Source organism: Klebsiella sp. RCJ4 (genome assembly GCF_009025755.1).
Classification (GTDB): domain Bacteria; phylum Pseudomonadota; class Gammaproteobacteria; order Enterobacterales; family Enterobacteriaceae; genus Klebsiella; species Klebsiella michiganensis.
This window is the reverse complement of the sequence record NZ_WCIN01000027.1, coordinates 109,168-133,706: the sequence shown is the minus strand read 5'-3', so window position 1 is coordinate 133,706 and position 24,539 is coordinate 109,168. Positions and strand designations below refer to the sequence as shown.

20 protein-coding genes are annotated in these 24,539 nt (G+C 55.1%); 9 read left to right on the top strand and 11 right to left on the bottom strand.

Annotation, left to right across the window (positions count from 1 at the left end; translation table 11 throughout):
• The first annotated feature begins 23 nt into the window (after positions 1-23).
• Complete coding sequence (can, locus tag F8562_RS09105) at positions 24-686, top strand: carbonate dehydratase (protein ID WP_004098666.1); 663 nt, start codon at positions 24-26, stop codon at positions 684-686.
• Between the two features lie 51 nt (positions 687-737).
• Here can and hpt read toward each other — a convergent pair whose 3' ends face one another.
• The gene (hpt, locus tag F8562_RS09100; RefSeq protein WP_014227950.1) at positions 738-1,274 is read right to left on the bottom strand and encodes a hypoxanthine phosphoribosyltransferase; all 537 of its coding nucleotides are present in this window, start codon (positions 1,272-1,274) and stop codon (positions 738-740) included.
• 203 nt (positions 1,275-1,477) lie between these two features.
• Between hpt and F8562_RS09095 the strand changes: the two genes are divergently transcribed.
• Positions 1,478-3,868 carry a glucose/quinate/shikimate family membrane-bound PQQ-dependent dehydrogenase gene (locus tag F8562_RS09095; protein ID WP_042933986.1) on the top strand — a complete coding sequence of 797 codons (2,391 nt, stop codon included), beginning with the start codon at positions 1,478-1,480 and terminating at the stop codon, positions 3,866-3,868.
• Between the two features lie 100 nt (positions 3,869-3,968).
• Here F8562_RS09095 and cueO read toward each other — a convergent pair whose 3' ends face one another.
• Positions 3,969-5,570 (bottom strand): multicopper oxidase CueO, encoded by a 1,602-nt coding sequence (gene cueO / locus F8562_RS09090; RefSeq protein WP_014837416.1) that lies wholly within the window; start codon positions 5,568-5,570, stop codon positions 3,969-3,971.
• A gap of 146 nt (positions 5,571-5,716) precedes the next feature.
• On the opposite strand from cueO, the gene F8562_RS09085 reads away from it, so the two are divergent.
• The 5 genes from F8562_RS09085 to speD all read left to right on the top strand — a co-directional run bounded on the left by F8562_RS09085 (position 5,717) and on the right by speD (position 10,431).
• Positions 5,717-6,064, top strand: coding sequence for a YacC family pilotin-like protein (locus tag F8562_RS09085; RefSeq protein ID WP_014227947.1), 348 nt, complete (start codon positions 5,717-5,719; stop codon positions 6,062-6,064).
• A gap of 349 nt (positions 6,065-6,413) precedes the next feature.
• The gene (locus tag F8562_RS09080) at positions 6,414-6,833 is read left to right on the top strand and encodes a permease (protein WP_224316659.1); all 420 of its coding nucleotides are present in this window, start codon (positions 6,414-6,416) and stop codon (positions 6,831-6,833) included.
• Complete coding sequence (locus F8562_RS09075; RefSeq protein WP_014837415.1) at positions 6,830-8,593, top strand: FKBP-type peptidyl-prolyl cis-trans isomerase N-terminal domain-containing protein; 1,764 nt, start codon at positions 6,830-6,832, stop codon at positions 8,591-8,593. Before F8562_RS09080 ends, F8562_RS09075 begins: the two co-directional genes overlap by 4 nt.
• Before the next feature lie 165 nt (positions 8,594-8,758).
• On the top strand, positions 8,759-9,622 hold the full coding sequence (gene speE / locus F8562_RS09070; RefSeq protein ID WP_014837414.1) for a polyamine aminopropyltransferase: 864 nt from the start codon (positions 8,759-8,761) through the stop codon (positions 9,620-9,622).
• A gap of 14 nt (positions 9,623-9,636) precedes the next feature.
• Positions 9,637-10,431 (top strand): adenosylmethionine decarboxylase, encoded by a 795-nt coding sequence (gene speD, locus F8562_RS09065; RefSeq protein ID WP_004098656.1) that lies wholly within the window; start codon positions 9,637-9,639, stop codon positions 10,429-10,431.
• A 23-nt stretch (positions 10,432-10,454) separates the two neighbouring features.
• On the opposite strand, the gene F8562_RS09060 is transcribed toward speD, so the two are convergent.
• The 6 genes from F8562_RS09060 to acnB form a co-directional block, all read right to left on the bottom strand.
• A complete protein-coding gene (locus tag F8562_RS09060; RefSeq protein ID WP_014227944.1) occupies positions 10,455-11,225 on the bottom strand; it encodes a DeoR/GlpR family DNA-binding transcription regulator in 771 nt (256 codons plus the stop codon).
• A 9-nt stretch (positions 11,226-11,234) separates the two neighbouring features.
• Complete coding sequence (locus tag F8562_RS09055; protein ID WP_014837413.1) at positions 11,235-12,218, bottom strand: D-threonate 4-phosphate dehydrogenase; 984 nt, start codon at positions 12,216-12,218, stop codon at positions 11,235-11,237.
• Positions 12,208-13,479, bottom strand: coding sequence for a D-threonate kinase (dtnK, locus tag F8562_RS09050; protein ID WP_014227942.1), 1,272 nt, complete (start codon positions 13,477-13,479; stop codon positions 12,208-12,210). Before dtnK ends, F8562_RS09055 begins: the two co-directional genes overlap by 11 nt.
• Complete coding sequence (locus tag F8562_RS09045; protein ID WP_014227941.1) at positions 13,476-14,429, bottom strand: 2-keto-3-deoxygluconate permease 1; 954 nt, start codon at positions 14,427-14,429, stop codon at positions 13,476-13,478. The genes dtnK and F8562_RS09045 overlap by 4 nt, the downstream gene beginning before the upstream one ends.
• Positions 14,430-14,610: 181 nt before the next feature.
• A complete protein-coding gene (gene yacL / locus F8562_RS09040) occupies positions 14,611-14,973 on the bottom strand; it encodes a protein YacL (RefSeq protein ID WP_004098646.1) in 363 nt (120 codons plus the stop codon).
• A gap of 175 nt (positions 14,974-15,148) precedes the next feature.
• Positions 15,149-17,746: a bifunctional aconitate hydratase 2/2-methylisocitrate dehydratase gene (gene acnB, locus F8562_RS09035; protein ID WP_025106504.1), complete on the bottom strand. Its 2,598-nt coding sequence runs from the start codon at positions 17,744-17,746 to the stop codon at positions 15,149-15,151.
• A gap of 355 nt (positions 17,747-18,101) precedes the next feature.
• Here acnB and F8562_RS09030 point away from each other — a divergent pair, with 355 nt between their 5' ends.
• Both F8562_RS09030 and F8562_RS09025 read left to right on the top strand, forming a co-directional pair.
• Positions 18,102-19,697 (top strand): DUF3300 domain-containing protein, encoded by a 1,596-nt coding sequence (locus F8562_RS09030; RefSeq protein ID WP_014837411.1) that lies wholly within the window; start codon positions 18,102-18,104, stop codon positions 19,695-19,697.
• Between the two features lie 10 nt (positions 19,698-19,707).
• Positions 19,708-20,508 carry a DUF2950 family protein gene (locus F8562_RS09025; RefSeq protein WP_014227939.1) on the top strand — a complete coding sequence of 267 codons (801 nt, stop codon included), beginning with the start codon at positions 19,708-19,710 and terminating at the stop codon, positions 20,506-20,508.
• Between the two features lie 50 nt (positions 20,509-20,558).
• Here F8562_RS09025 and F8562_RS09020 read toward each other — a convergent pair whose 3' ends face one another.
• The 3 genes from F8562_RS09020 to aceF form a co-directional block, all read right to left on the bottom strand.
• Positions 20,559-20,843, bottom strand: a complete 285-nt coding sequence (locus F8562_RS09020) for a hypothetical protein (protein ID WP_014227938.1) — start codon at positions 20,841-20,843, stop codon at positions 20,559-20,561.
• A 163-nt stretch (positions 20,844-21,006) separates the two neighbouring features.
• Positions 21,007-22,431, bottom strand: coding sequence for a dihydrolipoyl dehydrogenase (lpdA, locus tag F8562_RS09015; RefSeq protein ID WP_004098637.1), 1,425 nt, complete (start codon positions 22,429-22,431; stop codon positions 21,007-21,009).
• Between the two features lie 207 nt (positions 22,432-22,638).
• Positions 22,639-24,528 (bottom strand): pyruvate dehydrogenase complex dihydrolipoyllysine-residue acetyltransferase, encoded by a 1,890-nt coding sequence (gene aceF, locus F8562_RS09010; RefSeq protein ID WP_014227937.1) that lies wholly within the window; start codon positions 24,526-24,528, stop codon positions 22,639-22,641.
• Between the last annotated feature and the right edge of the window lie 11 nt (positions 24,529-24,539).

The window sequence follows — 24,539 nt, the reverse complement described above, 5'->3', positions numbered from 1 at the left end:
TGGTTACAGGCCCGTAAACATCCATGAACGATATAGATACACTCATCAGCAACAATGCACTATGGTCAAAAATGCTGGTGGAGGAAGACCCCGGTTTCTTTGAGAAACTGGCACAGGCGCAGAAGCCGCGCTTTCTGTGGATTGGATGTTCCGATAGCCGCGTCCCCGCTGAACGTTTGACCGGCCTGGAACCTGGCGAGCTGTTTGTACACCGTAACGTCGCCAACCTGGTTATTCATACCGATCTGAACTGTCTTTCCGTCGTGCAGTACGCGGTTGACGTACTGGAGGTTGAACACATCATCATCTGCGGCCACTACGGCTGCGGCGGCGTGCAGGCGGCGATTGAAAATACCGAGCTTGGCCTTATCGACAACTGGCTGCTGCATATTCGCGATATCTGGTTTAAGCACAGCTCGCTGCTGGGGGAAATGCCCGAAGAGCGCCGCCTTGATACGCTGTGTGAATTGAATGTGATGGAGCAGGTTTACAACCTTGGCCATTCAACGATTATGCAGTCGGCGTGGAAGCGTGGACAGAAGGTGACGATTCACGGCTGGGCCTACGGCATTCACGATGGCATGTTACGCGATCTGGACGTGACCGCCGTCAGCCGCGAAACGCTGGAGCAGCGCTATCGCCAGGGCATTTCCAACCTTAAAAGCAAGCACGTCAATCACAGGTAATTCACGCGCCCCTCTTAACTATCCCGGATAAGCCGGGATAGACACTCCGCGTTACTCGTCCAGCAGCGTCACTTTGCCGATATACGGCAGGTGGCGATAGCGCTGAGCATAGTCGATACCGTACCCCACCACGAACTCGTCCGGGATCGCAAAACCGACAAACTCAACCGGCACCTTCACTTCGCGGCGGCTTGGCTTATCGAGCAGCGTACAAATCGCCAGCGATTTTGGTTCACGCAGGCTGAGGATTTCACGCACTTTTGACAGCGTATTGCCAGAGTCGATGATGTCTTCCACGATCAGCACATCTTTACCGCGGATATCTTCATCCAGGTCTTTGAGGATTTTGACGTCACGGGTGGTGGACATGCCGCTGCCGTAGCTCGAGGCGGTCATGAAATCTACTTCATGGGGTACCTGAACCTCACGGCACAGGTCGGCCATAAACATAAATGAACCGCGTAATAGCCCCACCAGCACCATTTCGCTGCCGCTATCTTTGTAATGTTCATTAATTTGACGACCGAGCTCAGCGATACGGGCTTTGATCTCAGTTTCCGGGATCATCACTTCTACAGTATGTTTCATAAAACTAACCATTTGATTCTTAATGTAAATCATCAAAGCCGCTGCGATTGCACCGACGTTGACCGGCAAGCCACGCAGTATACCAGTAAAAAGAAATATGCGATGCAGTGATTAATAAAGCCCATTTTGTGATTCCGATCACACTTGTTAAATCCTATACTTAATTGCAGTTAAAAAATTAACAAACAAACGAGTGTCCTTCTATGGCAGAAACAAAATCTCAACAATCACGGCTACTCGTGACGCTGACGGCTCTTTTTGCAGCGTTCTGTGGCCTGTATCTTTTAGCGGGCGGGGCCTGGCTGGTCGCTCTTGGCGGCTCATGGTACTACCCTGTCGCAGGCCTGGTCATGCTGGGCGTCACCGTCATGCTGTTCCGCGGCAAGCGTTCTGCGCTTTGGCTGTACGCCACGCTGCTGCTTGCCACTATGATCTGGGGAGTATGGGAAGTTGGTTTCGACTTCTGGGCGCTGACCCCGCGTAGCGACATTCTGGTCTTCTTCGGCATCTGGCTTATTCTGCCGTTTGTCTGGCGCCGCCTGCCAATTCCCTCCTCTGGCGCCGTTGCCGGGCTGGTTGTCGCCCTGCTGATTAGCGGCGGTATCCTGACCTGGGCCGGCTTCAACGACCCGCAGGAAGTCAACGGTACGCTGAGCGCAGATGCAACGCCAGCGGCCCCCATTTCCGACGTAGCCGATGGCGACTGGTCGGCGTATGGCCGCAATCAGGAAGGCCAGCGCTACTCGCCGCTGAAGCAGATCAACGCCGATAACGTGAAGAACCTGAAAGAAGCCTGGGTCTTCCGTACGGGCGATCTCAAGCAGCCTAACGATCCGGGTGAAATCACCAATGAAGTCACGCCGATTAAAGTGGGTGACACGCTTTATCTGTGTACCGCTCATCAGCGCCTGTTCGCGCTTGACGCGGCCACCGGTAAAGAAAAGTGGCATTTCGATCCGCAGCTCAACGCTGACCCCTCTTTCCAGCACGTGACCTGTCGCGGCGTTTCATATCATGAAGCCAAAGCGGATAACGCGCCGGCGGATGTGGTTGCCGACTGCCCGCGTCGTATCATTCTTCCGGTCAACGATGGTCGCCTGTTCGCCATCAATGCCGAAACCGGTAAGCTGTGCGAGTCCTTTGCCAATAAAGGCATTCTCAATCTGCAAACCAACATGCCTGTCACTACGCCGGGTATGTATGAACCAACATCACCGCCGATTATTACCGACAAAACTATCGTCATTGCCGGCGCCGTGACCGATAACTTCTCCACCCGCGAGCCGTCGGGCGTTATCCGCGGCTTTGATGTGAATACCGGTAAACTGCTGTGGGCCTTTGACCCGGGCGCGAAAGATCCCAACGCGATTCCTGATGATGAACATCATTTCACGCTGAATTCACCAAACTCCTGGGCGCCAGCGGCCTATGACGCGAAGCTGGATCTGGTCTACCTGCCTATGGGCGTAACCACCCCGGATATCTGGGGCGGCAACCGTACGCCTGAACAAGAGCGCTATGCCAGCTCCATCGTGGCGCTGAACGCCACGACCGGTAAACTGGCGTGGAGCTACCAGACCGTCCACCACGATCTGTGGGATATGGATATGCCGTCGCAGCCAACGCTGGCGGATATCGACGTCAACGGTAAAACCGTGCCGGTGATCTACGCTCCGGCAAAAACCGGTAATATTTTTGTCCTCGATCGCCGCAACGGTGAACTGGTTGTCCCGGCGCCGGAAAAACCGGTTCCGCAAGGGGCGGCGAAAGGTGACTACGTCGCGAAAACTCAGCCGTTCTCCGACCTGAGCTTCCGTCCGAAGAAAGACCTGACCGGCGCGGACATGTGGGGCGCCACCATGTTCGACCAGCTGGTGTGCCGCGTTATCTTCCATCAGCTGCGCTACGAAGGGATTTTCACCCCGCCTTCAGAACAAGGCACGCTGGTATTCCCGGGTAACCTGGGGATGTTCGAATGGGGCGGCATCTCCGTCGATCCGAACCGCCAGGTGGCGATTGCTAACCCGATGGCGCTGCCGTTTGTCTCAAAACTGATCCCTCGCGGCCCAGGTAACCCGATGGAGCAGCCTAAAGACGCCAAGGGTTCCGGTACCGAAGCCGGTATTCAGCCACAGTACGGTGTCCCTTACGGCGTTACGCTTAATCCGTTCCTGTCACCGTTTGGTCTGCCCTGCAAACAGCCAGCCTGGGGCTATATCTCCGCGCTGGATCTGAAAACCAACGAAGTGGTGTGGAAAAAACGTATCGGTACGCCGCAGGATAGCCTGCCGTTCCCGATGCCGATTAAGCTCCCGTTCACAATGGGTATGCCGATGCTGGGCGGTCCAATCTCGACGGCCGGCAATGTGCTGTTTATCGGCGCGACCGCGGATAATTACCTGCGCGCGTACAATATGAGCAACGGTGAAAAATTATGGCAGGCACGTCTGCCGGCGGGCGGCCAGGCGACGCCGATGACCTATGAAGTGAATGGCAAGCAGTACGTTGTCATCTCTGCGGGCGGTCACGGTTCGTTTGGCACGAAGATGGGCGACTATATCGTCGCTTATGCTTTACCGGACGACGCGAAGTAAAAAACAGAAGGCCCGGTTTCCGGGCCTTCTCCCTATGGTACGTCTCTCTCTTTTCTATCGAAACAAGCCACACGCCTCGCCCTTAGACGGGAAGCGAATTCTACACCGTAAAACCCAGCATCATTCCCGTATCTTCATGCTCCAGCAGATGGCAGTGCGCCATATAGGCATGTTCTTTCGGCGCATCGTGATCAAATTTCACCAGTACTTCACTGACATCGCCTTCAACCCTGACGGTATCTTTCCAGCCGCTCCTGTGGGGTGCCGGCGCTTTGCCGTTTTCGGACAAAATACGGAACTGAGTGCCGTGAATATGGAACGGATGCAGCATCATGTCGCCTTTGCCAGAAATCACCCACCGCTCATACTGCCCTTTCGCCGCCGCAAACAGGGGAACATTCATATCAAAGGCTTTACCATTGATCCGATTAGCATTATGGAAATCAAACTCCTTATTACCGTGCTTCATCTGCGCCGTGCCGCCATGATTCATGTTTCCCATGTCACCGTGGTTCATATTGTTCATATTCCCCATCTCTCCGTGATTCATCATCATGCCATGGTCCATGCCGGACATGGCCTGGTCGCCATATTTTTGCATCAGCGCCTGCATGCCCATCATATCGAGCATCGGATCCATCGAGAGCTGAAAAGTACGCTGAGTCAGGCCCTGAAGCGAGGGCAGCGCTGGCATAGCGGCCAGCACATCCGGCAGCTTACCGGAAGCCTGGATAGTCAGCGGCTGCACGCGTAACACTGGCTGCGGCCGATCAAACGGAGCGATCGCCATCCCCATCTGGTTGACCGGGAGCGTAATTAAATCGAAGGGCTTCCCGTCAGTGGTATCCACCAGCACTTCGAAACGCTCGCCCATCAGCACCGGCAGCGCGTTAACTTTCACCGGCTCAGCCAGGAGACCACCATCGCTTGCCACGACGTACATGGGCCGGTTATCGCTGGTGGCGAAATTCAAAGAACGCGCATTACAGCCGTTCAGCAGACGTAAACGTAGCCAGCCGCGAGGCGCAGCGTGCTCCGGGTACAGCGCGCCGTTAGTGAGTAGCGTATCGCCAAACCAGCCCACGGCTGCGCTCATAATATCGAGCTGATAATCAATCTCTCCCGCTGAGGTGAATTTTTTATCCTGCACAATCACCGGGACATCATCAATTCCCCACTGCTTTGGCAGGAGCAGCTTTTCGCTTTCTGCATCAGAAATCAGCACCAGCCCTGCCAGCCCCATCGCGACCTGTCTGCCGGTTTTACCATGCTGATGGGGATGAAACCAGCAGGTCGCCGCCCGCTGCGTTGGGGTAAAGGTCACCGTGCGGGAGCCTCCGGCGGCAATCACGCCCTGGGGACCGCCGTCCACGGCGCCGGGAACCTCCAGACCGTGCCAGTGCACGGTGGTCTCTTCCGCCAGACGGTTATGAATATCGATGGTCGCCTCCTCACCCTGCTTAAGCTGTAGGGCCGGGCCCAGCAGATTGCCGTTATAGCCCCAGGTGGTCGCCAGATGCGGACCGAACTGCGTTTTTCCAGCCTGAATGATTAACGAGATGCGATTGCGCGCGTCGGCGGTAAGCAGTTCGGGTACAGGCAAAGATGGGCGGCTGGCGGCAAAAACCGAGCGGCTCCATAGCGGCAATGCGCTGGCCACGCTGACCGCAGCGGTTAGTTTAAGAAACTCACGACGTTGCATTTTCACATCCTTTTTATTCTGCTGGTGAATAATTGAGCTTAAACCCTCCCCCAACAGGAAGGTCAAGCAGAAGAGTAAGAATAAAGCTCGGCGCACTGTAACGAAGTGTGCTAACTTTGTTTGTCCGTGATTCAATGGTAGAAAAAATGAAGACGCTTTTCAGAACAATAGTGCTTGGCAGCCTGCTGACTCTCTCCGCCAATAGCTATGCATTAAGCGAGTCCGAAGCGGAAGATATGGCTGATTTAACGGCAGTATTCGTCTTCCTGAAGAACGACTGCGGTTATCAAAATCTGCCTAACACACAGATTCGCCGTGCCCTGGTCTTTTTTGCTCAGCAGAATCAATGGGATTTAAGCAATTACGACAGCTTCAATATGAAAGCGCTCGGCGAAGATAGCTACCGGGACCTTAGCGGAATCCAGATTCCCACCACTAAAAAATGCAAAGCGCTGGCCCGCGATTCGCTTAGCCTGCTCGCTTACGTGAAATAGCCCCCCCCCCCTTCATTTCATAATACGGTAGCCGTGCGAATACGGCTATGGCGCCGCGTAATAATAGCAATTCAATTAACAACAGCACTTAATTTATATCTCAATTCATAGAATTCAATGATAATTCATTAAGCATTCAACATATTAATATATACCCTAAATAATTAGAGTTACTTGAAGGCGGCAAGGGGTAAGCGAGCGTAGCCAACGCATAAGCAGCGTGAAATATGACGGGTATAACTAATATTAAAAGTACGCCATCAAAAATCATAAACTCTATTATTGCATTCTTCTTTTTCGCACACTATTATCGCCCGATAACACCTCTTTTTATCAATGGAATGAAACCTTGAACAGATCCTTATTTACAAGCATAGCGCCTCTGGCCCTCATTTTATTAGCGGGTTGTAATTCAATACAATCCAGGCAATCCGCCGGATTAGTGAAACCCTTATCTGAGTCGACATTAAGCCAACAGCAAACCGAACAGCAGAGAATCGCCGATGAGCAAGCGCGTTTAGACACTTGCCGTAAGGCGCTGGAGTCGCTGAAAGAAGTGAACCCCAAACAGGCGGACAAACTCGGCAATGAGTTCACTGCCCTGCTTAGCGCGGCATCACAATATAATTCTGTGCGCAGTAAAGTGGCAGAATCGACAAAACAGGGGATCGATTCGATGTACCAGTTCAAATCAATCAAGCTGTGCGCTGATATTGAAAAGGAGCTGATCGATAGCCTTGTTAAACGTGGTGAAAATGTTCAGCCATGAACGGGAAAATAGCCAAAAACTTCAATCCGGTATCGCTGGCAGCAGTTTTTGTGCTGGCGCTATCGCCGGATGTCTATGCGGAAAAAGATGCCCTTATTAGCGTCACGGCAAGCTCAAATAGCGATGCTTCAGGCCCGGCATTTTTAAATTATGCTAAAGAGCATCAGGCGCAAAAAATCAGCGAGCCGGTAAAGCCCGTTGAGGAGAAAAGCAATAATACAAAAACAACGAATAAAAAAACCGTCCTGAATACCCATGAAGTTTCCCGTCAGGCTGCAATAATTGCTCAAAAAGATAAACTCATCCGCCAACTTCAGCAGCAGCTTGATGCGAAGCCGGCCATGATGAACGCCGAAGCAGACAACCAAAAAGCGCTGAAGGATAAAATTCAGCTGCTTGAGAAAAAGTTAGCGACTGCCGTAGCCGAAAAACAACAATTAATAGATAACGCGCTATCCGCCGCGGCTGAAATAAAACAGATCGAAGGTCAGCGTAATGCCACAGAAAATAAAACGCTGCAGCAGGAAAAAAGAGTGGCATTAATAGAATCCGCGAAACAAAAAGTTGAGCGTCAGCTGGCTGAGGCAACCGCCGAAAAGCAATCCCTGCTGCAGAAGCTCGCAGCGCTGGAAACAGAAAAGCAGGATACGCTCTCAAAGCTGGCGGCGGCCGCAGCGGAGAAACAAGCGCTCACCGGTAAGTTCACGACAGAGGCGAAAGAGAGGCAAGCCCTCGCAACAAGGCTCGCTGCTGCAGAGGCAGATCAGCAGGAAATGCTGACAAAACTCGCCGCGGCTGACGCCGCACAGCGGGCGCTGCAAACGAAACTCGATGCGTCTCAAGCCGAGCAGAAAGCAGCGATAGCGAAGCTCGCCGCCAGTGAAGAGGAAAAAACAGATTTAACGACAAAGCTGGCGGCCGCGGCAGTAGAAAAACAGGCGCTCACGGCTAAACTAGACGCCGTTATCATCAGTAAGCCCCAGCCGTCCCTTCAGGCGGATGCTGTCCGTCAGCAGGCCGATCAAGACCACGCCCTACAGCAGGCCAGCGCCGATGAAATTACCCGGCTAAAGGCCAGGCTTGCTGACGCCGAGGCGAAAAAGCCGCTGGCTATCGACTTTGCAAAAGAGCCTCTTCGGCAGGCTTACGCTATCGGCGTATCGATGGGCGAGGAGGTGCTGCAGCTCTTATCTACCCGGGCATCTCAGGGCGTAAAAACCAGTAAAGATACCGTTTTACAGGGGATTATGGATTCTTTTTCAGGGGATATCGCCCTTGATGAGAAAGCGCGCAATAAAGCCTTATTCGATGTGTCTAAAAAAGTCTTTCAGAACCTAAAGAAGCTCGAACAGCAAACCCTTAGCGAAGGAAAGAAATATCAACAAAACTTCGCGAAGCAAAAAGGGGTGGTATTGAAAGACGGCATTTACAGTCGCATAGATTATGCCGGCAAGGGCAAGATTCTCGACAGCGATATCGTTACCGTCACCATCAAGGAAACACTTACCGACGGAACCGTCATTAACGATATGGAAGCGGAAGGGAAAGTCTGGTCCCAGCCTCTGAAATCTTATCCTCCCATCTTCCTTGGGCCACTCAAGCGGCTGGGAAACCACGGAGCGATAACGGTCGTGATCCCTCCCAATCTCGCCTACGGCAGCGAAGGCAAGCCGCCTAAAATCCCGCCGGGAGCGACCATGGTATATACCGTCAGAATCGTTGACGCCACTGCGGCAGAACCACTGGCTAAAAAACCCTGATCCTGGCGCCTCCCATCGGGGAGGCGCTTTCCCCTCTTTGTGAACGGGTAATGCTCCACGCTTCATTTGCTGAAATATCCACCGTGCATCATCTTCTATAGTTGGCTATGATGTTGCGCTCATTTTTAATGGGTGTAACAGGTGTTAACAAAGGAGGATCTGCCCGTGGCCGATAGCAATCTGTGGCATGAAACGCTGCACGACCATTTTGGTCAGTATTTCAGCGTTGATAACGTTCTGTATCATGAGAAAACCGATCATCAGGATTTAATCATTTTCGAAAACGCAGCCTTTGGCCGCGTGATGGCGCTGGACGGCGTGGTACAAACCACCGAACGTGATGAGTTTATCTACCATGAAATGATGACCCATGTTCCTCTGATGGCCCACGGCCAGGCGAAACATGTGTTAATTATCGGCGGCGGCGATGGCGCCATGCTGCGCGAAGTCTCCCGTCACCGCAGCGTCGAAACCATCACCATGGTAGAAATTGACGCTGGCGTGGTTTCATTCTGTCGCCAGTACCTCCCCAACCATAATGCGGGTGCGTACGACGACCCGCGCTTTACCCTGGTGATTGACGATGGCGTCAATTTTGTTAACCAGACGGCGCAAATGTTTGACGTCATTATCTCCGACTGCACCGATCCTATCGGTCCCGGCGAGAGCCTGTTTACTTCCGCCTTCTATGAAGGCTGCAAGCGCTGCCTCAACCCAGGCGGGATCTTTGTCGCTCAGAACGGCGTCAGCTTCCTGCAACAGGATGAGGCCGTCGATAGCCATCGCAAGCTCAGCCATTACTTTAGCGACGTAAGCTTCTATCAGGCGGCGATTCCCACCTACTACGGCGGCATCATGACCTTCGCATGGGCCACGGACAACGAAGCGCTGCGCCATCTTTCCAGTGAAATCATCCAGGCCCGTTTTCACAAGTCGAACCTGAAGTGCCGTTATTACAATCCGGCCATTCACGCGGGGGCATTTGCTTTGCCGCAGTATTTACTGGATGCGCTATCCACCGTTAAGTAAGGAGGTGATCTAAATTGAAAAAATTGAAGCTGCACGGCTTTAACAATCTGACCAAAAGCCTGAGTTTTTGCATTTACGATATCTGCTACGCAAAAACGGCAGAGGAGCGCGATGGCTACATCGCCTATATTGACGAACTCTACAACGCCAACCGCCTGACGGAAATTTTGTCAGAGACCTGTTCGATTATCGGCGCCAATATTCTTAACATTGCCCGCCAGGATTATGAACCGCAGGGCGCCAGCGTGACGATCCTGGTCAGCGAAGAGCCAGTCGATCCGCAGCTTATCGATCAGACAGAACACCCGGGTCCGCTACCGGAAACCGTGGTGGCGCATCTCGATAAAAGCCATATCTGCGTTCACACCTATCCGGAAAGCCATCCTGAGGGCGGACTGTGCACCTTCCGCGCCGATATTGAAGTCTCAACCTGCGGGGTCATTTCACCGCTGAAGGCCCTGAACTATCTGATTCACCAGCTAGAATCCGATATCGTCACGATTGATTATCGCGTTCGCGGTTTTACCCGCGATGTGAACGGCATGAAGCACTTCATCGATCATGAAATTAACTCCATTCAGAACTTCATGTCCGAAGATATTAAGTCTTTGTATGACATGGTGGACGTGAACGTTTATCAGGAAAATATTTTCCATACCAAGATGTTGCTTAAGGAGTTCGACCTTAAGCACTATATGTTCCACACGAAGCCGGAAGATTTGAGCGAAGAGGAGCGTAAGGTGATTACCGACCTGCTCTGGAAAGAGATGCGCGAAATCTACTACGGACGTAATATACCGAGCGTGTAACACCGTATCGGCTGGCGGTATCCTTAACGTTCAGGCTGTACCAGCGTAAGGGCAACGGACTGCGCTTTCAGCTCAGCCTGAACGGGAAGAGGCAGACTCACATCGGTAATAATGTCAGTGAAGCGGCCCAGCGGAGCGACGTTGAACAGCGAGTGGGCGCCATATTTGCTGCTGTCGGCCAGTAAGATCTTACGCTGGGCGTTGGCAATGATCTCCTGCTTCAGCCCCGCCTTTTCTTCCGTCGGCGTCGTCACGCCCTTTTCCACGCTCCAGCTGTTACAGCTCATAAAAGCGATATCGGGATAGACGCTACGTAACATCTTACGACCAAACTCGCCTATACAGGACTGGCTGCTGTCATCAATGCGGCCACCGACGATGGTCACTTCTATCTGCCGGAACTCGGATAAAAACAGAGCGATATGCAGATCGACTGTGATCACCCTGAGCGGAAGATGGGTCAGGCATTTTGCCAGCTCCAGCATGGTGGTGCCGGCGTCGAGTACCACCGCGTCGCCCGCCTGCACCATCGAGGCGGCAAAACGCGCAATCGCCCGCTTTTCCGCAGGCGATCGTAGCTGCTTTTCATTGGTGGTAGGCTGAGAAGGCTCAAAGCGCCGCAGGGCAACACCGCCGTGGCTGCGGCTGATCACGCCCTGCTCATCCAGTTTGATCAGATCGCGTCGTATCGTTGCAGGCGATGCTTCTACCGCATCCACCAGCTGTTCCACGGTCACCAGCGTATGATTTTTCAAATACGCTACAATCTTATCCAGACGGTGTTGTCCTTTCATAACAGGAAATTACGCCAGTTGCATTGCCAGTTTAATCGATACGGCCATGCTCTCAGATTTTGCTTTTCCCGTCCAGGCTATATCAAACGCGGTGCCGTGATCGGCAGAAGTGCGGATGAACGGCAGACCCGCGGTGATATTCACCCCATCGTAGAAGCCAAGCAGTTTGAGCGGAATATGTCCCTGATCGTGGTACATCGCCACCACCATGTCATATTGCCCCTCGTATGCCTGTAGAAACACGGTGTCCGGCGGGCAGGGCCCGTAAACATCGATTCCCTTCGCTTTCATGTTTTCAATGGCCGGCGACACAATGCGTATTTCTTCATCGCCAAACAGACCGTTTTCGCCCGCATGGGGATTGACCCCGGCAACGGCAATGCGCGGCTGGGTGAAGCCGACGCGTTTCAGGAAGCGATCCGCGATGCCGATGACCGTCTCCACGCGCTGGCCATTAAGCGTATCGAGGAACTTACGCAACGCAATGTGGGTCGAGACATGAATGACCTTCAGCTTGTCGGTGTAGAGCACCATGGCGTAATCGCGGCTTTCAGTCAGCGTCGCCAGCAGCTCGGTATGACCAGGATAATTGTGCCCGGCCAGATGAAGCGCTTCTTTATTCAGCGGTGCGGTCGCGATGGCGTGTACGTCGCCTTTCATCGCCAGCGCCGTCGCCCGCTTCACGCAGCGGTAGGCCAGATCGCCCGCCTGGGCCTGCACTTTACCCGGCTCCAGCGCGTCCGGCTGGGCCAGCGGCTCGTCGATGACATGAATCACGCCAGGAGCAAATCGCGCCTCCGCGACCTCGGCGATCGCGCGAAAGGTGACGCCTTCGGCCAGCCCTTTGTCCTGCAGATGTTTCAGGGTTTTCAGACACCCGACCACCACCAGCGGCGCGCCGTTGAGCTCGTCTTCACAAAGCGCTTTGACAATAATTTCCGGACCGATGCCCGCCGGGTCGCCCATCGTAATCGCAATTGTTTTAGTTACCACTGTACATCTCCTCAATAAAATAAAGCGCATCACAAAGGGTGCTGTCTGAACCGAATCCGCCGGCTTTAGTGATAACCGGCAGATCGTCGATTTCACTGTTAACGAACGTCCCACAGGGAATACAGGGCGCCACCTCACTCTGAATGCGATAGCCTTCCGCCCCGAGCGCGGCGGCGACCGCGGTGGCGATATCTCCTCCGGTCAGGAAGAGCCCGCCAATACGAGCCTGTTCGATAATGCGCAGCGTAATCATCCCGAGGCGTTCGCTAAGCATCTCACCGAGCTGCTGGCGGCTTACGCCAGCCTGAGCGCACAGGCCGTCGATCATCTGCCGATCGTCCGCACTCCGGCTGGTACGTAAAATGGTGTGCTGCTGGCGACCGAGCAGCGCACAGGCCTGTTCAACCGCCGCGGCCATTTCCTGCTCGTACTGGGCCGAGGCCAGCCGCGAGGCATCAATATCCACGACCCTGGCGCGCGCCTGGCAGAGCGCTTTTTCAACCTGCCGCCGCGTGGCCTCGCTCATCGATCCGGCCACCACCAGTACCGGTAGCTCCTGCTTTTCCTGCATGAAGGTGCTGACCGGTAGCGCGTTCGCCAGCCCGGCAGCGCCCACCAACAGCGGCATCTCTTTTTGTTCACAAATAGCCTGGGCAATCAGCAACAGATCGCGATCTTCCACGGCATCCACCACCACCATGCACTCACCCTCGGCTGAAAAAGCCGTCAACAGGGCGCTCAATTGCCCCCGACGAACGTCTTCGAGCGACACTTCATGAACCGGGATATCGCTTTGCAGGGCGATCAACGTCGCAATACGCGAGGAGATAATGGGCGTTTTCGGATCGCTGGCGAATTCGGTTTCCAGCAGTGGCGTACCGTTGACCAGGCATAATCCGTCGCGGGTGGTACGCCCGGCTGCGGGGATAGCCGCCGCAATTACGGCCAGCTTCCGGTTTGCAGCACGCATTGCCGCCGTCACTTCAGCCCCCACGTTACCGCGGAAAGTGGAGTCGATTTTCTTGTAAACCAGCGGACGCGCATCACCATCGCACCACGGCGCTAACGCCTGCGCTACCGCTTTCCCGGCCTCAGCTGCAGGCATCGCGCGGCTTTCGGTGTTGATCACCAGCACATCAGCGCGACGCGAAGGTTTTTGATCTGGCGTTAGCATCACTTCCGTGCGCGCCCCCTTCTTTGCCAGCTGCACGCCGGTATCGTTAGAACCCGTAAAGTCGTCGGCGATAACGATCATTTTCATGCTTTTTTCTCCTCTGCAACCTGACGCGCTTGCTTCTTAGCCACCCATGAGGTGAGGACCGGCGTCAGAATCGCGGTGGTGATCACCGATGCGGCAATCAGCGGCGCGGCCGCGGCGGCAACCTCTGCCAGAGAGGGATCGGCCTGGGCAATCGCCAGCGGCGTCGCCACGGCGTTTCCGGCGGTACTGGACGCCGCCGCGCCGGCAATCCCGGTTCCGCCCACCAGACGGTCGGCACGAATGTTAAAGAAACCGCCGATGAAGGTCGTCAGCACGCCGAGCAGAATGCCCGCCAGACCGCCCTGTAGCAGCATTTCAAGGTTGATCCCTGCGCCCAGCGCAAAAGCGAAGAATGGGATCAACAGCGGGCCGCCTTTGGTCAGGAAGTCGCGCATGTTGGGATCGAGGTTACCCAGGATCATTCCCACCACCAGCGGCACCAGCACGGCGACCAGCGCCATAATGGGAATGTTGGCCATCCCCGCCGCGCCCAGTGCGATCATCGTAAAGAATGGCCCGTCATTCAGTGACAGGATGGAGATCGCTCCCACATCACGCTCGTTACCAAACTCGCCAACCAGCGCGGCGTAAAGCCCGCCATTCGAGTTACTCATCGCAGCGATGATCGCCACGCCGCTTAAGCCGAAGATCCCTTCAGCACCAAAGAGCTGTTCCACGCCGAGGCCAATCGCAATGGCGACCAGGAGTTTGGTCAGCGTAATCGTACCGCCCTGCAACAGCGCCTGTGGCGCTGCCTTGACGCTAATTCCCGCCCCCATACAGAGCAGGAAGGCGCCAATCAGCGGCGCTGCGCCGTTTTTAAACAGCGCGGTGGTGAACCCGCCGATCTCAAGCGCTTGCGGGGCAAAGGTATTGATAATGGCGCCGATCACCAGTGGCACAACCATCATGCCGCCAGGTACACGTTCTATAGCCTTTTTGATGTTCATGGTCTTCCCGCCTGTTGTTATGCTGTGATTAAATAAAATCACAAAGATTATATTCAATCAAATAAACTTCACAAACGCGCCAGATCACAGTTTTAAAATGATTAATAAAAATCAAACCAGGCCGTTAAGGCTAAAAAAAAGCCGGACATAACTGTCCGGCCGTGGAAATGATTAACGTTGCTCAGGATTGACCTACAAATTTTCGATAGGCGTTGACGACCTGAAGAAAGTCTTCCACGCCGCATAGCGAGAGGCTTTCTTCGTCATAGTAGCTCATCCCCTCTTCTATCTCATCGCCGGAAAAATCCAGTTGGTTAGCGCGGATCATCACTTCTTCGCCGTCCAGCCATAGCGTGTATTCATGGCCGACGCGTTGCCAGGACCGTTCACTGCCTTTAACGGTGCGCGCGGCCTGCTCGACTTCGTCCAGCAGGGCAAGGTTATCTTTAACCTCTTCGTTGAACCAGTGGCCGATCGCCTCATGATCCATCGACATTCGCACCTTTACCACTCCGGTAATATCGCGCAGAAATTCGTAATCCATAGTCTTTTCCTCTGCAAGGGCAGTGCGTCACCGCTGCACTGTACCCATACAGTCATTATCGCAGCAGTGGAAGAGAAAAAAAGCGTGGTGGACGGAGGGACGGGAAATAAAAATGCCCGGTGACGCAAAGTTCACCGGGCATTGGCGGGATTATGTACAGCGCTGAGTTAGCGCATTACACCGCGGTCTGGAAAATAACCCCGTCGGCCTTCTCGGTGTACTGACCGAGCTGGTCGAAGTTCAGATAACGATAGGTATCCGCTGCGGTTTTATCCACCTGAGCAACATAGGTCTGATACTCTTCCGGCGTCGGCAGTTTACCGATAAGCGCGGCCACGGCCGCCAGCTCCGCAGAGGCCAGGAAGACGTTAGCGCCGGTACCTAAACGGTTCGGGAAGTTACGGGTTGAGGTAGAGACCACCGTCGCACCGTCGGCAACGCGCGCCTGGTTACCCATACACAGGGAACAGCCAGGGATTTCAATACGCGCACCGCTCTTACCAAACACGCTGTAGTAGCCCTCTTCAGTCAGCTGCGCGGCGTCCATACGGGTTGGCGGCGCCACCCACAGACGAGTCGGCAGCTGGCCTTTGTGGTTGTCCAGCAGCTTACCGGCCGCGCGGAAGTGGCCGATGTTGGTCATGCAGGAACCGATAAACACTTCATCGATCTTCTCGCCCTGCACGTCGGACAGCAAACGCGCATCGTCCGGATCGTTCGGCGCGCATAGGATGGGCTCTTTGATATCGGCCAGATCGATATCGATCACCGCCGCATATTCCGCATCCGCGTCGCCTTCCAGCAGCTGCGGATCCGCCAGCCATTTTTCCATGCCCTGAACGCGACGCTCCAGCGTACGGCGATCGCCGTAACCTTCGGCGATCATCCACTTCAGCAGGACGATGTTGGAGGTCAGATACTCAACGATCGGCTCTTTGTTCAGCTTAATGGTACAGCCCGCAGCGGAACGCTCGGCGGAGGCATCGGTCAGCTCAAACGCCTGCTCAACTTTCAGATCCGGCAGACCTTCAATTTCCAGAATGCGGCCGGAGAAGATGTTTTTCTTACCTTTCTTCTCCACGGTCAGCAGACCCTGTTTGATCGCATACAGCGGGATGGCGTGTACCAGATCGCGCAGGGTGATGCCCGGCTGCATTTTGCCTTTAAAACGTACCAGTACCGATTCCGGCATATCCAGCGGCATGACGCCAGTTGCGGCGGCAAACGCCACCAGGCCTGAGCCTGCCGGGAAGGAGATACCGATCGGGAAACGGGTATGAGAATCACCGCCGGTACCCACGGTATCAGGCAGCAGCATACGGTTCAGCCAGGAGTGGATAACGCCATCGCCCGGACGCAGCGATACGCCGCCGCGGTTCATGATGAAGTCCGGCAGCGTGTGGTGCGTGGTGACGTCCACCGGCTTCGGATAGGCGGCGGTATGGCAGAAGGACTGCATCACGAGGTCGGAAGAGAAGCCCAGGCACGCCAGGTCTTTCAGCTCATCACGGGTCATCGGGCCGGTGGTGTCCTGAGAGCCTACGGAGGTCATCTTCGGTTCGCAGTAAGCGCCCGGACGAACCCCGGCCACGCCGCAGGCGCGCCCCACCATTTTCTGCGCCAGAGAGTATCCGCGGCTGCTTTCCGCCACGTCTTTCGCCTGACGGAACACATCGCTGTGCGGCAGACCCAGCGCTTCACGCGCTTTGGTGGTCAGGCCACGGCCGATGATTAGCGGGATACGGCCGCCGGCGCGCACTTCGTCGATCAGCACGTCGGTTTTCAGCTCGAAGGTCGCCAGCAGTTCGCCGGTTTCGTGGTTACGGACTTCACCTTTGAACGGATAAACGTCGATCACGTCGCCCATGTTCAGGTTGTTTACGTCCACTTCAATCGGCAGCGCGCCGGCATCTTCCATGGTATTAAAGAAGATAGGCGCAATTTTGCCGCCGAGAACCAGACCGCCGCCGCGCTTGTTCGGCACGTTCGGAATATCGTCGCCCATAAACCACAGCACCGAGTTGGTGGCGGATTTACGCGATGAGCCGGTACCCACGACATCGCCGACGTACGCCAGCGGGAAACCTTTTTGCTGCAGTGCTTCAATTTGTTTAATCGGGCCAACGGCGCCGGGCTGATCCGGGTCGATGCCTTCGCGGGCGTTTTTCAGCATTGCCAGCGCGTGCAGCGGAATGTCCGGGCGGGACCAGGCGTCAGGGGCCGGAGACAGATCATCGGTGTTGGTTTCGCCGGTGACTTTAAAAACGGTCACGGTGATTTTGTCAGCCAGCTGAGGACGGCTCAGGAACCACTCAGCGTCGGCCCAGGATTGCATAACCTGTTTGGCGTAGGCATTGCCCGCCTTGGCTTTCTCTTCTACATCGTAGAAGTTGTCGAACATCAGCAGGGTGTGGGACAGCGCTTTCGCGGCGATCGGCGCCAGTTTTGCGTCGTCCAGCGCGTCAATCAGGGGATGGATGTTGTAACCGCCCTGCATGGTGCCCAGCAGTTCGACAGCTTTTTCACGGGTAACCAGTGGAGAAGTCGCTTCGCCTTTGGCGATCGCGGCAAGGAATCCGGCTTTAACATAGGCGGCTTCGTCGACGCCCGGCGGTACGCGGTTAATTAACAGGTCTAACAAGAATTCTTCTTCACCCGCTGGCGGGTTTTTCAGCAGTTCTACCAGCGCGGCCATTTGGGTTGCATCTAAGGGTTTCGGTACAATCCCCTCGGCGGCACGCTCAGCTACGTGCTTACGGTATTCTTCTAGCACGACGGTTCTCCTCGCTCTCATTGTAAAATGCGGTAGGCGATTCTCTTCACGCTCCTGTGAGACAGCAGTTTGTAGGGTAAATGCCCGATACCGCGTCGGCAGCATAGCAGGATTTTGGCGGGGTGTTAATCTGTTTACAAAAAAGCAACATTAAAAATTAGCTGAATCGTTAAGGGCAGAATAATGCAGGTTTTCTGTCAATTTAGCGGTATATAAAATTAATTCTGTTACACATAATTGAGCGAAATCCCAACTAAAATCAAAAACGCAAATACGCGCTCTCTATACTCAGGCAATCCCCCGCTTTTCGACAATACTCTGTCAAAACGGGCCAATTATTGTGCCGGGAGTTCTCATGACACTGCCTTTCAAACCCCATCTGCTCGCGCTGCTCTGTAGCGCCGGGCTATTAGCCGCCGCGGGTACGCTCTACGTCAAAAGCCGGGAGCCGCAAACGGTTCCCGAGCCCCCCGCCGTTGCGCAGACGGCGCAGGCAACCGCCGCCGTCCAGCCGGTGACCACGACCTATACACCCGCGCAGATAGACCAGTGGGTCGCGCCAATCGCGCTCTATCCGGACAATCTGCTGTCGCAGGTGCTGATGGCTTCGACCTACCCGAGTAACGTTGTCCAGGCGGTAGAGTGGTCGCAGGATAACCCCACAATGAAGGGCGACGCGGCGGTGCAAGCGGTGGCAAATCAGCCCTGGGACCCCAGCGTAAAATCGCTGGTCGCCTTCCCTTCCCTGCTCGCGTTAATGGGAGAAAATGCGCCGTGGGTGGAAAACCTGGGTAACGCCTTTCTCGCCCAGCCGCAGGCCGTCATGGATTCGGTGCAGCGCTTACGCGCCATCGCCCAGCAGACCGGAACGTTAAAATCCACGCCGCAGCAGAAAGTCATCACCGCCACCCGCTCCGCGGCACCGGCTTCGGCAACGTCCACGGCCACCGCTTCCCGCAGCAGCAGCAGCGCCGTGACATCCTCCGCCCCGGCGCAGGTGATTAAAATCGAATCCACCAATCCAAATGTGGTGTACGTGCCGGCCTATAACCCTTCAGTTGTTTACGGCGCCTGGCCTGACACCGCCTATCCGCCGGTCTACCTGCCGCCGCCTCCGGGGGAGCAGTTTACCGACAGCTTCGTCAAGGGGTTTGGCTATAGCCTCGGCGTCGCCACAACCTACGCTCTGTTCAGCAGCATCGACTGGGATGATGACGATCATCACCACCATGACGATGACGATCACCATCACGATGATGATCATCACGGCGGCTACGCGCACAACGGCGATAACATCAACATCAACGTCAATAATTTCAACCATATTACCGGGCAGAACCTGCCGGGAAACCGCGCCAGCTGGCAGCATAATCCGGCCTACCGCGGCAATATTCCCTATCCGAACAATACGATTGCGCAGCATTACCATCAGACCAATGTTCCCGGCGGCCTTAGCGCGACCCAACATCAGCCCGCCGATCGCAACGCGCAGCGTCAGGCGGCCATGACGCAGCTACAGCAGCGTACCGGGCCTGCGGATAACGCGCTTAATCACGCGCCTTCCCGCGATGCCCAGCGCCAGGCCGCGTCGCAGCAGCTCCATCAGGTGACCCAGCGCAATAACTATCGCGGCTATGACGCCACGCCGGCGGTAAAAAATAGCGCCGTACAACAGCAGCATCGGGAAGCGGTCAAAACGCAAATTCAGCATCCGACGGCGCAGCAGCAACAGCGCCGTGAACAGTTCCGGGCCGCAACGCCCGAACAACGTCAGCAGAAGCTGAATAATCTGCACGCCAATGCCCTGAGCGGTAACGATATCCGCTCTCCCTCCTGGCAGTCTCAGCAGGAGCGCGGCCTGCAGAGCCGCCATATCTCGGGTTTAAGCAGCGAGCAGCGCAGCGCGGCCAGAGAACATCTTTCCGAACACCGTGAACTGCGCCGCCGCTGAGGATAATCAGATGAAAAAATTATTAAAAATGACGCTGCTGGCGCTGGCCCTGACGCCCGCCATGGCGCTGGCTCAGCAGCAGTTTTCCTCTCCGGAACAGGCCGCAAGCGCGCTGGCTGAGGCAATCGGCAGGCATGATGAATCTGCCCTCAACGGGCTGCTCGGCGATAGCTGGCAGCAATTTTTACCGCCGGAGGGCATCGACCCTGATGCCGTCGCTCGCTTTCAGCGCGACTGGAAAGTCAGCCATCGTATCGTTCAGCAGCAGAATAGCGCCTGGCTGGAGGTGGGACAGGAAGCATGGCGGCTACCGATCCCCATCATTAAGGATAAGAGCGGCTGGCGTTTTGATATGGCCGCTGCTGAAGATGAGATCCTGACTCGCGCGATTGGCCGCAATGAGCTGTCAGCCATTCAGGCGATGCACGCTTACGTTGATGCCCAGCAGGATTTTTATCGGCTAAACCACACCTGGGCGCAGAGGATTATCAGCAGCGATGGCAAGAAAGACGGCCTCTACTGGCCTGCCGCTCCCGGCGAAGCGCCCAGCCCGCTTGGGCCCGCGTTTAGCCCCGCCGAACCCGGAGAAGGCTATCACGGCTACCGTTTTCGCATCATTCAAGATGGCGAGGGTCAGGGCTTCGCCCTGCTGGCGTGGCCTGTGGAATGGGGAAAAACCGGCATCATGAGCTTTATGGTCAACCAGAATGATGAGGTTTATCAGGCTAATTTAGGGGATGAGACGCAGAGCAAAGCGCGCGCAATTTCGCAGTTTTCGCCGGATTCAGCCTGGCAGGCCATCAATCAATAGAAAAAAGCCCGGCGTGCGATAACGCCGCCGGGCCATATCTGTGTGCTGATTTAGCCCTGATGGGGCATCAGAGACGGGTCACCCGCAAAAGCCGGTTTAGTGCTGGTCAACGCCGCTTCATCAGAGCTGATGCTGCCGGAATTCGCCGCCCATACCCCTTCGCTGGTCTTTGTTATCTGCTGATGCTGCATATTCAAATCCTGGCCCATCGCCGCAATATGGGTGCTTTCGGTCCCGCCGCTGTTATCAGCCCAGGGAATCGCGGCATCGGCCGCGCAGGCCATACCCGAGACCAGCGTTGCTGCCAGCAGCGTCGTCGTTAAAACTTTTTTCATCACACACCTCACATATAGTTAACTACCTATAAGTTTACTGAGTAACTATTTTTCAAGTATTAATAAGATATGCAATTTTATTAACGGCGACACAGTTCTAAACATCACCGATAAAAAAAGCGGCTCACTGAGCCGCTTTTTGGATTTTGCCTGAAAGAAAAATTTACTTTTTCTTCGCTTTCGCGTTTGGCAGGTCGGTGATGCTGCCTTCGAAGACTTCTGCTGCCAGGCCAACGGACTCGTGCAGAGTCGGGTGAGCGTGGATGGTCAGCGCGATGTCTTCAGCGTCACAGCCCATTTCGATCGCCAGACCGATTTCACCCAGCAGCTCGCCGCCGTTGGTGCCGACAATCGCCCCGCCGATAACGCGGTGAGATTCTTTGTCGAAAATCAGTTTGGTCATACCGTCAGCGCAGTCGGAAGCGATGGCGCGGCCAGAAGCAGCCCACGGGAAGGTGGCGGTTTCGTAGCTGATGCCTTTCTCTTTCGCTTCTTTCTCAGTCAGACCAACCCACGCAACTTCCGGCTCGGTATAGGCGATGGACGGGATAACTTTCGGGTCGAAGTAGTGCTTCATGCCGGCGATAACTTCGGCAGCAACGTGGCCTTCGTGAACGCCTTTGTGCGCCAGCATCGGCTGACCGACGATATCGCCGATAGCGAAGATGTGCGGCACGTTGGTACGCAGCTGTTTATCAACGCGGATAAAGCCACGCTCGTCAACTTCAACGCCTGCTTTACCGGCATCGAGGTTTTTACCATTCGGCACGCGGCCGATAGCTACCAGCACGGCGTCGTAGCGCTGCGCTTCAGCCGGGGCTTTTTTGCCTTCCATGGAAACGTAGATACCGTCTTCTTTCGCTTCAACGGCGGTCACTTTGGTTTCCAGCATCAGGTTGAATTTCTTACTGATGCGCTTGGTGAAGACTTTCACCACGTCTTTATCGGCAGCCGGGATAACCTGGTCGAACATTTCAACCACGTCAATCTCTGAACCCAGCGCATGGTATACGGTACCCATTTCCAGACCGATGATACCGCCGCCCATAACCAGCAGGCGTTTTGGTACGGTTTTCAGCTCCAGCGCATCGGTGGAGTCCCATACGCGCGGATCTTCATGCGGAATGAACGGCAGTTCGATCGGACGGGAACCCGCCGCGATGATAGCGTTGTCGAAGTTGATGACGGTTTTACCGTTTTCGCCTTCCACTTCCAGGGTGTTAGCGCCGGTAAATTTACCCAGACCGTTAACCACCTTCACTTTACGCCCTTTGGCCATGCCAGCCAGACCGCCGGTCAGCTGAGTGATGACTTTTTCTTTCCAGGTGCGAATCTTGTCAATGTCAGTTTTCGGTTCACCGAAAACGATGCCGTGTTCGGCCAGCGCTTTCGCTTCTTCGATAACTTTAGCAACGTGCAGCAGTGCTTTAGAAGGGATACAGCCGACGTTCAGGCAAACACCGCCGAGGGTGCTGTAACGTTCTACGATGACGGTTTCCAGACCTAAATCAGCGCAACGGAAGGCAGCAGAATAACCTGCGGGGCCTGCCCCAAGTACCACGACCTGAGTTTTGATTTCAGTACTCATCATGACCTCTGTTATTTGTATCCGGCGGGTCTGACGCTATTGTTTTTACGCCCATGTCCACCGGGACGTTCTATCCGCAAGCATTTTACAAAATTGTTAACAATTTTGAAACAACAAACGGCAAACGATTTTGTCCTTTATTGCTGGTAACTTCAAAACGCAGAAGAGATTACCAGAAAAAAGCCGGCCGTCAGGCCGGCTTTTTGCTTACATCACCAGGCGGCGAATGTCGCTCAGCATATTGTTGATGATGGTGATAAAGCGCGCACCATCAGCACCGTCGATCACGCGGTGGTCGAAGGACAGAGAGATCGGCATCATCAGACGCGGCACGAACTCTTTGCCATTCCATACCGGCTCCATCGCGGACTTGGAGACGCCGAGGATAGCCACTTCCGGCGCGTTCACAATCGGTGCGAAGTGGGTGGTACCCAGGCCGCCGATGCTGGAGATAGTGAAGCAACCACCCTGCATTTCGCCAGCGGTCAGCTTACCATCACGCGCTTTCTTGGAAATCACGGTCAGTTCACGAGACAGCTCGGTAATGCTCTTCTTGTTCACGTCTTTGAAGACCGGAACAACCAGACCATTCGGGGTATCAACCGCCACACCGATATTGATGTATTTCTTCAGCGTCAGACGCTGTGCATCTTCAGACAGGGAGCTGTTGAAGCGCGGCATCTGCTCAAGCGCCGCGGCAACGGCTTTCATGATGAAGACCACCGGAGTGAATTTCACGTCCAGCTTACGCTTCTCAGCTTCGGCATTCTGCTGTTTACGGAACGCTTCCAGATCGGTGATATCGGTTTTGTCGAAGTGCGTAACGTGCGGGATCATCACCCAGTTACGGCTCAGGTTAGCACCAGAGATCTTCTGGATGCGGCCCAGTTCAACTTCTTCCACTTCACCAAACTTGCTGAAGTCCACTTTCGGCCACGGCAGCATGCCCGGGATACCACCACCGGTAGCAGCAGGCGCGGCTTCAGCGCGTTTAACCGCTTCTTTCACGTAGGCCTGAACGTCTTCGCGCAGGATACGGCCTTTACGACCAGTTCCTTTCACTTTCGCCAGGTTTACGCCGAACTCGCGCGCCAGGCGACGAATCAGCGGGGTAGCGTGAACGTAAGCGTCGTTTTCAGCGAACTCAGATTTGCCTTCTGCTTTTGCAGCAGGTGCAGCTGGTTTAGCAGCCTGAGCCGGTGCAGCAGCTGGTGCTGGGGCAGCCGCGGCAGCCGGAGCTGCGGCAGGCGCGGCGCCTTCCACTTCGAAGACCATAATCAGGGAGCCGGTGGAGACTTTGTCGCCGGTGCTGATTTTGATCTCTTTCACGGTACCCGCGAACGGCGCAGGCACTTCCATGGAAGCTTTGTCGCCTTCAACGGTGATCAGTGACTGTTCAGCGGCAATTTTATCGCCCACTTTCACCATCACTTCAGTCACTTCAACTTCATCGCCGCCGATATCCGGCACGTGAACTTCTTTAGAACCTGAAGCTGCCGGTGCAGCAGCAGCCGGAGCGGCTTCCGCTTTCGCCGGCGCCGCGGCAGGCGCTGCGCCCGCCACTTCGAAGATCATGATCAGGGAACCCGTGGACACTTTGTCGCCGGTGTTAATCTTGATCTCTTTCACGGTACCGGCGAACGGCGCCGGCACTTCCATAGAGGCTTTATCGCCTTCTACGGTGATCAGGGATTGTTCAGCGGCGATGGTGTCGCCCACTTTTACCATGATTTCCGTGACTTCAACTTCATCACCGCCGATATCCGGTACATGAACTTCTTTCGCGCTGGCGGCTGCCGGTGCTGCGGCGGCCGGAGCGGCTTCTTTCTTCTCTTCCTGCGCAGGTGCAGCGGCTGCTGCACCATCGGCGGAATCGAAAATCATGATCAGTTTACCGGTCTCGGTTTTGTCGCCGACGGAGACTTTGATCTCTTTAACGACGCCAGCCTGCGGAGACGGGACTTCCATAGAGGCTTTGTCGCCTTCTACGGTGATCAGCGACTGTTCAGCTTCAACTTTGTCGCCCACTTTGACCAGAATCTCGGTGATTTCAACTTCATCAGCCCCGATGTCCGGTACTTTGATTTCGATAGCCATTATTCTTTTAC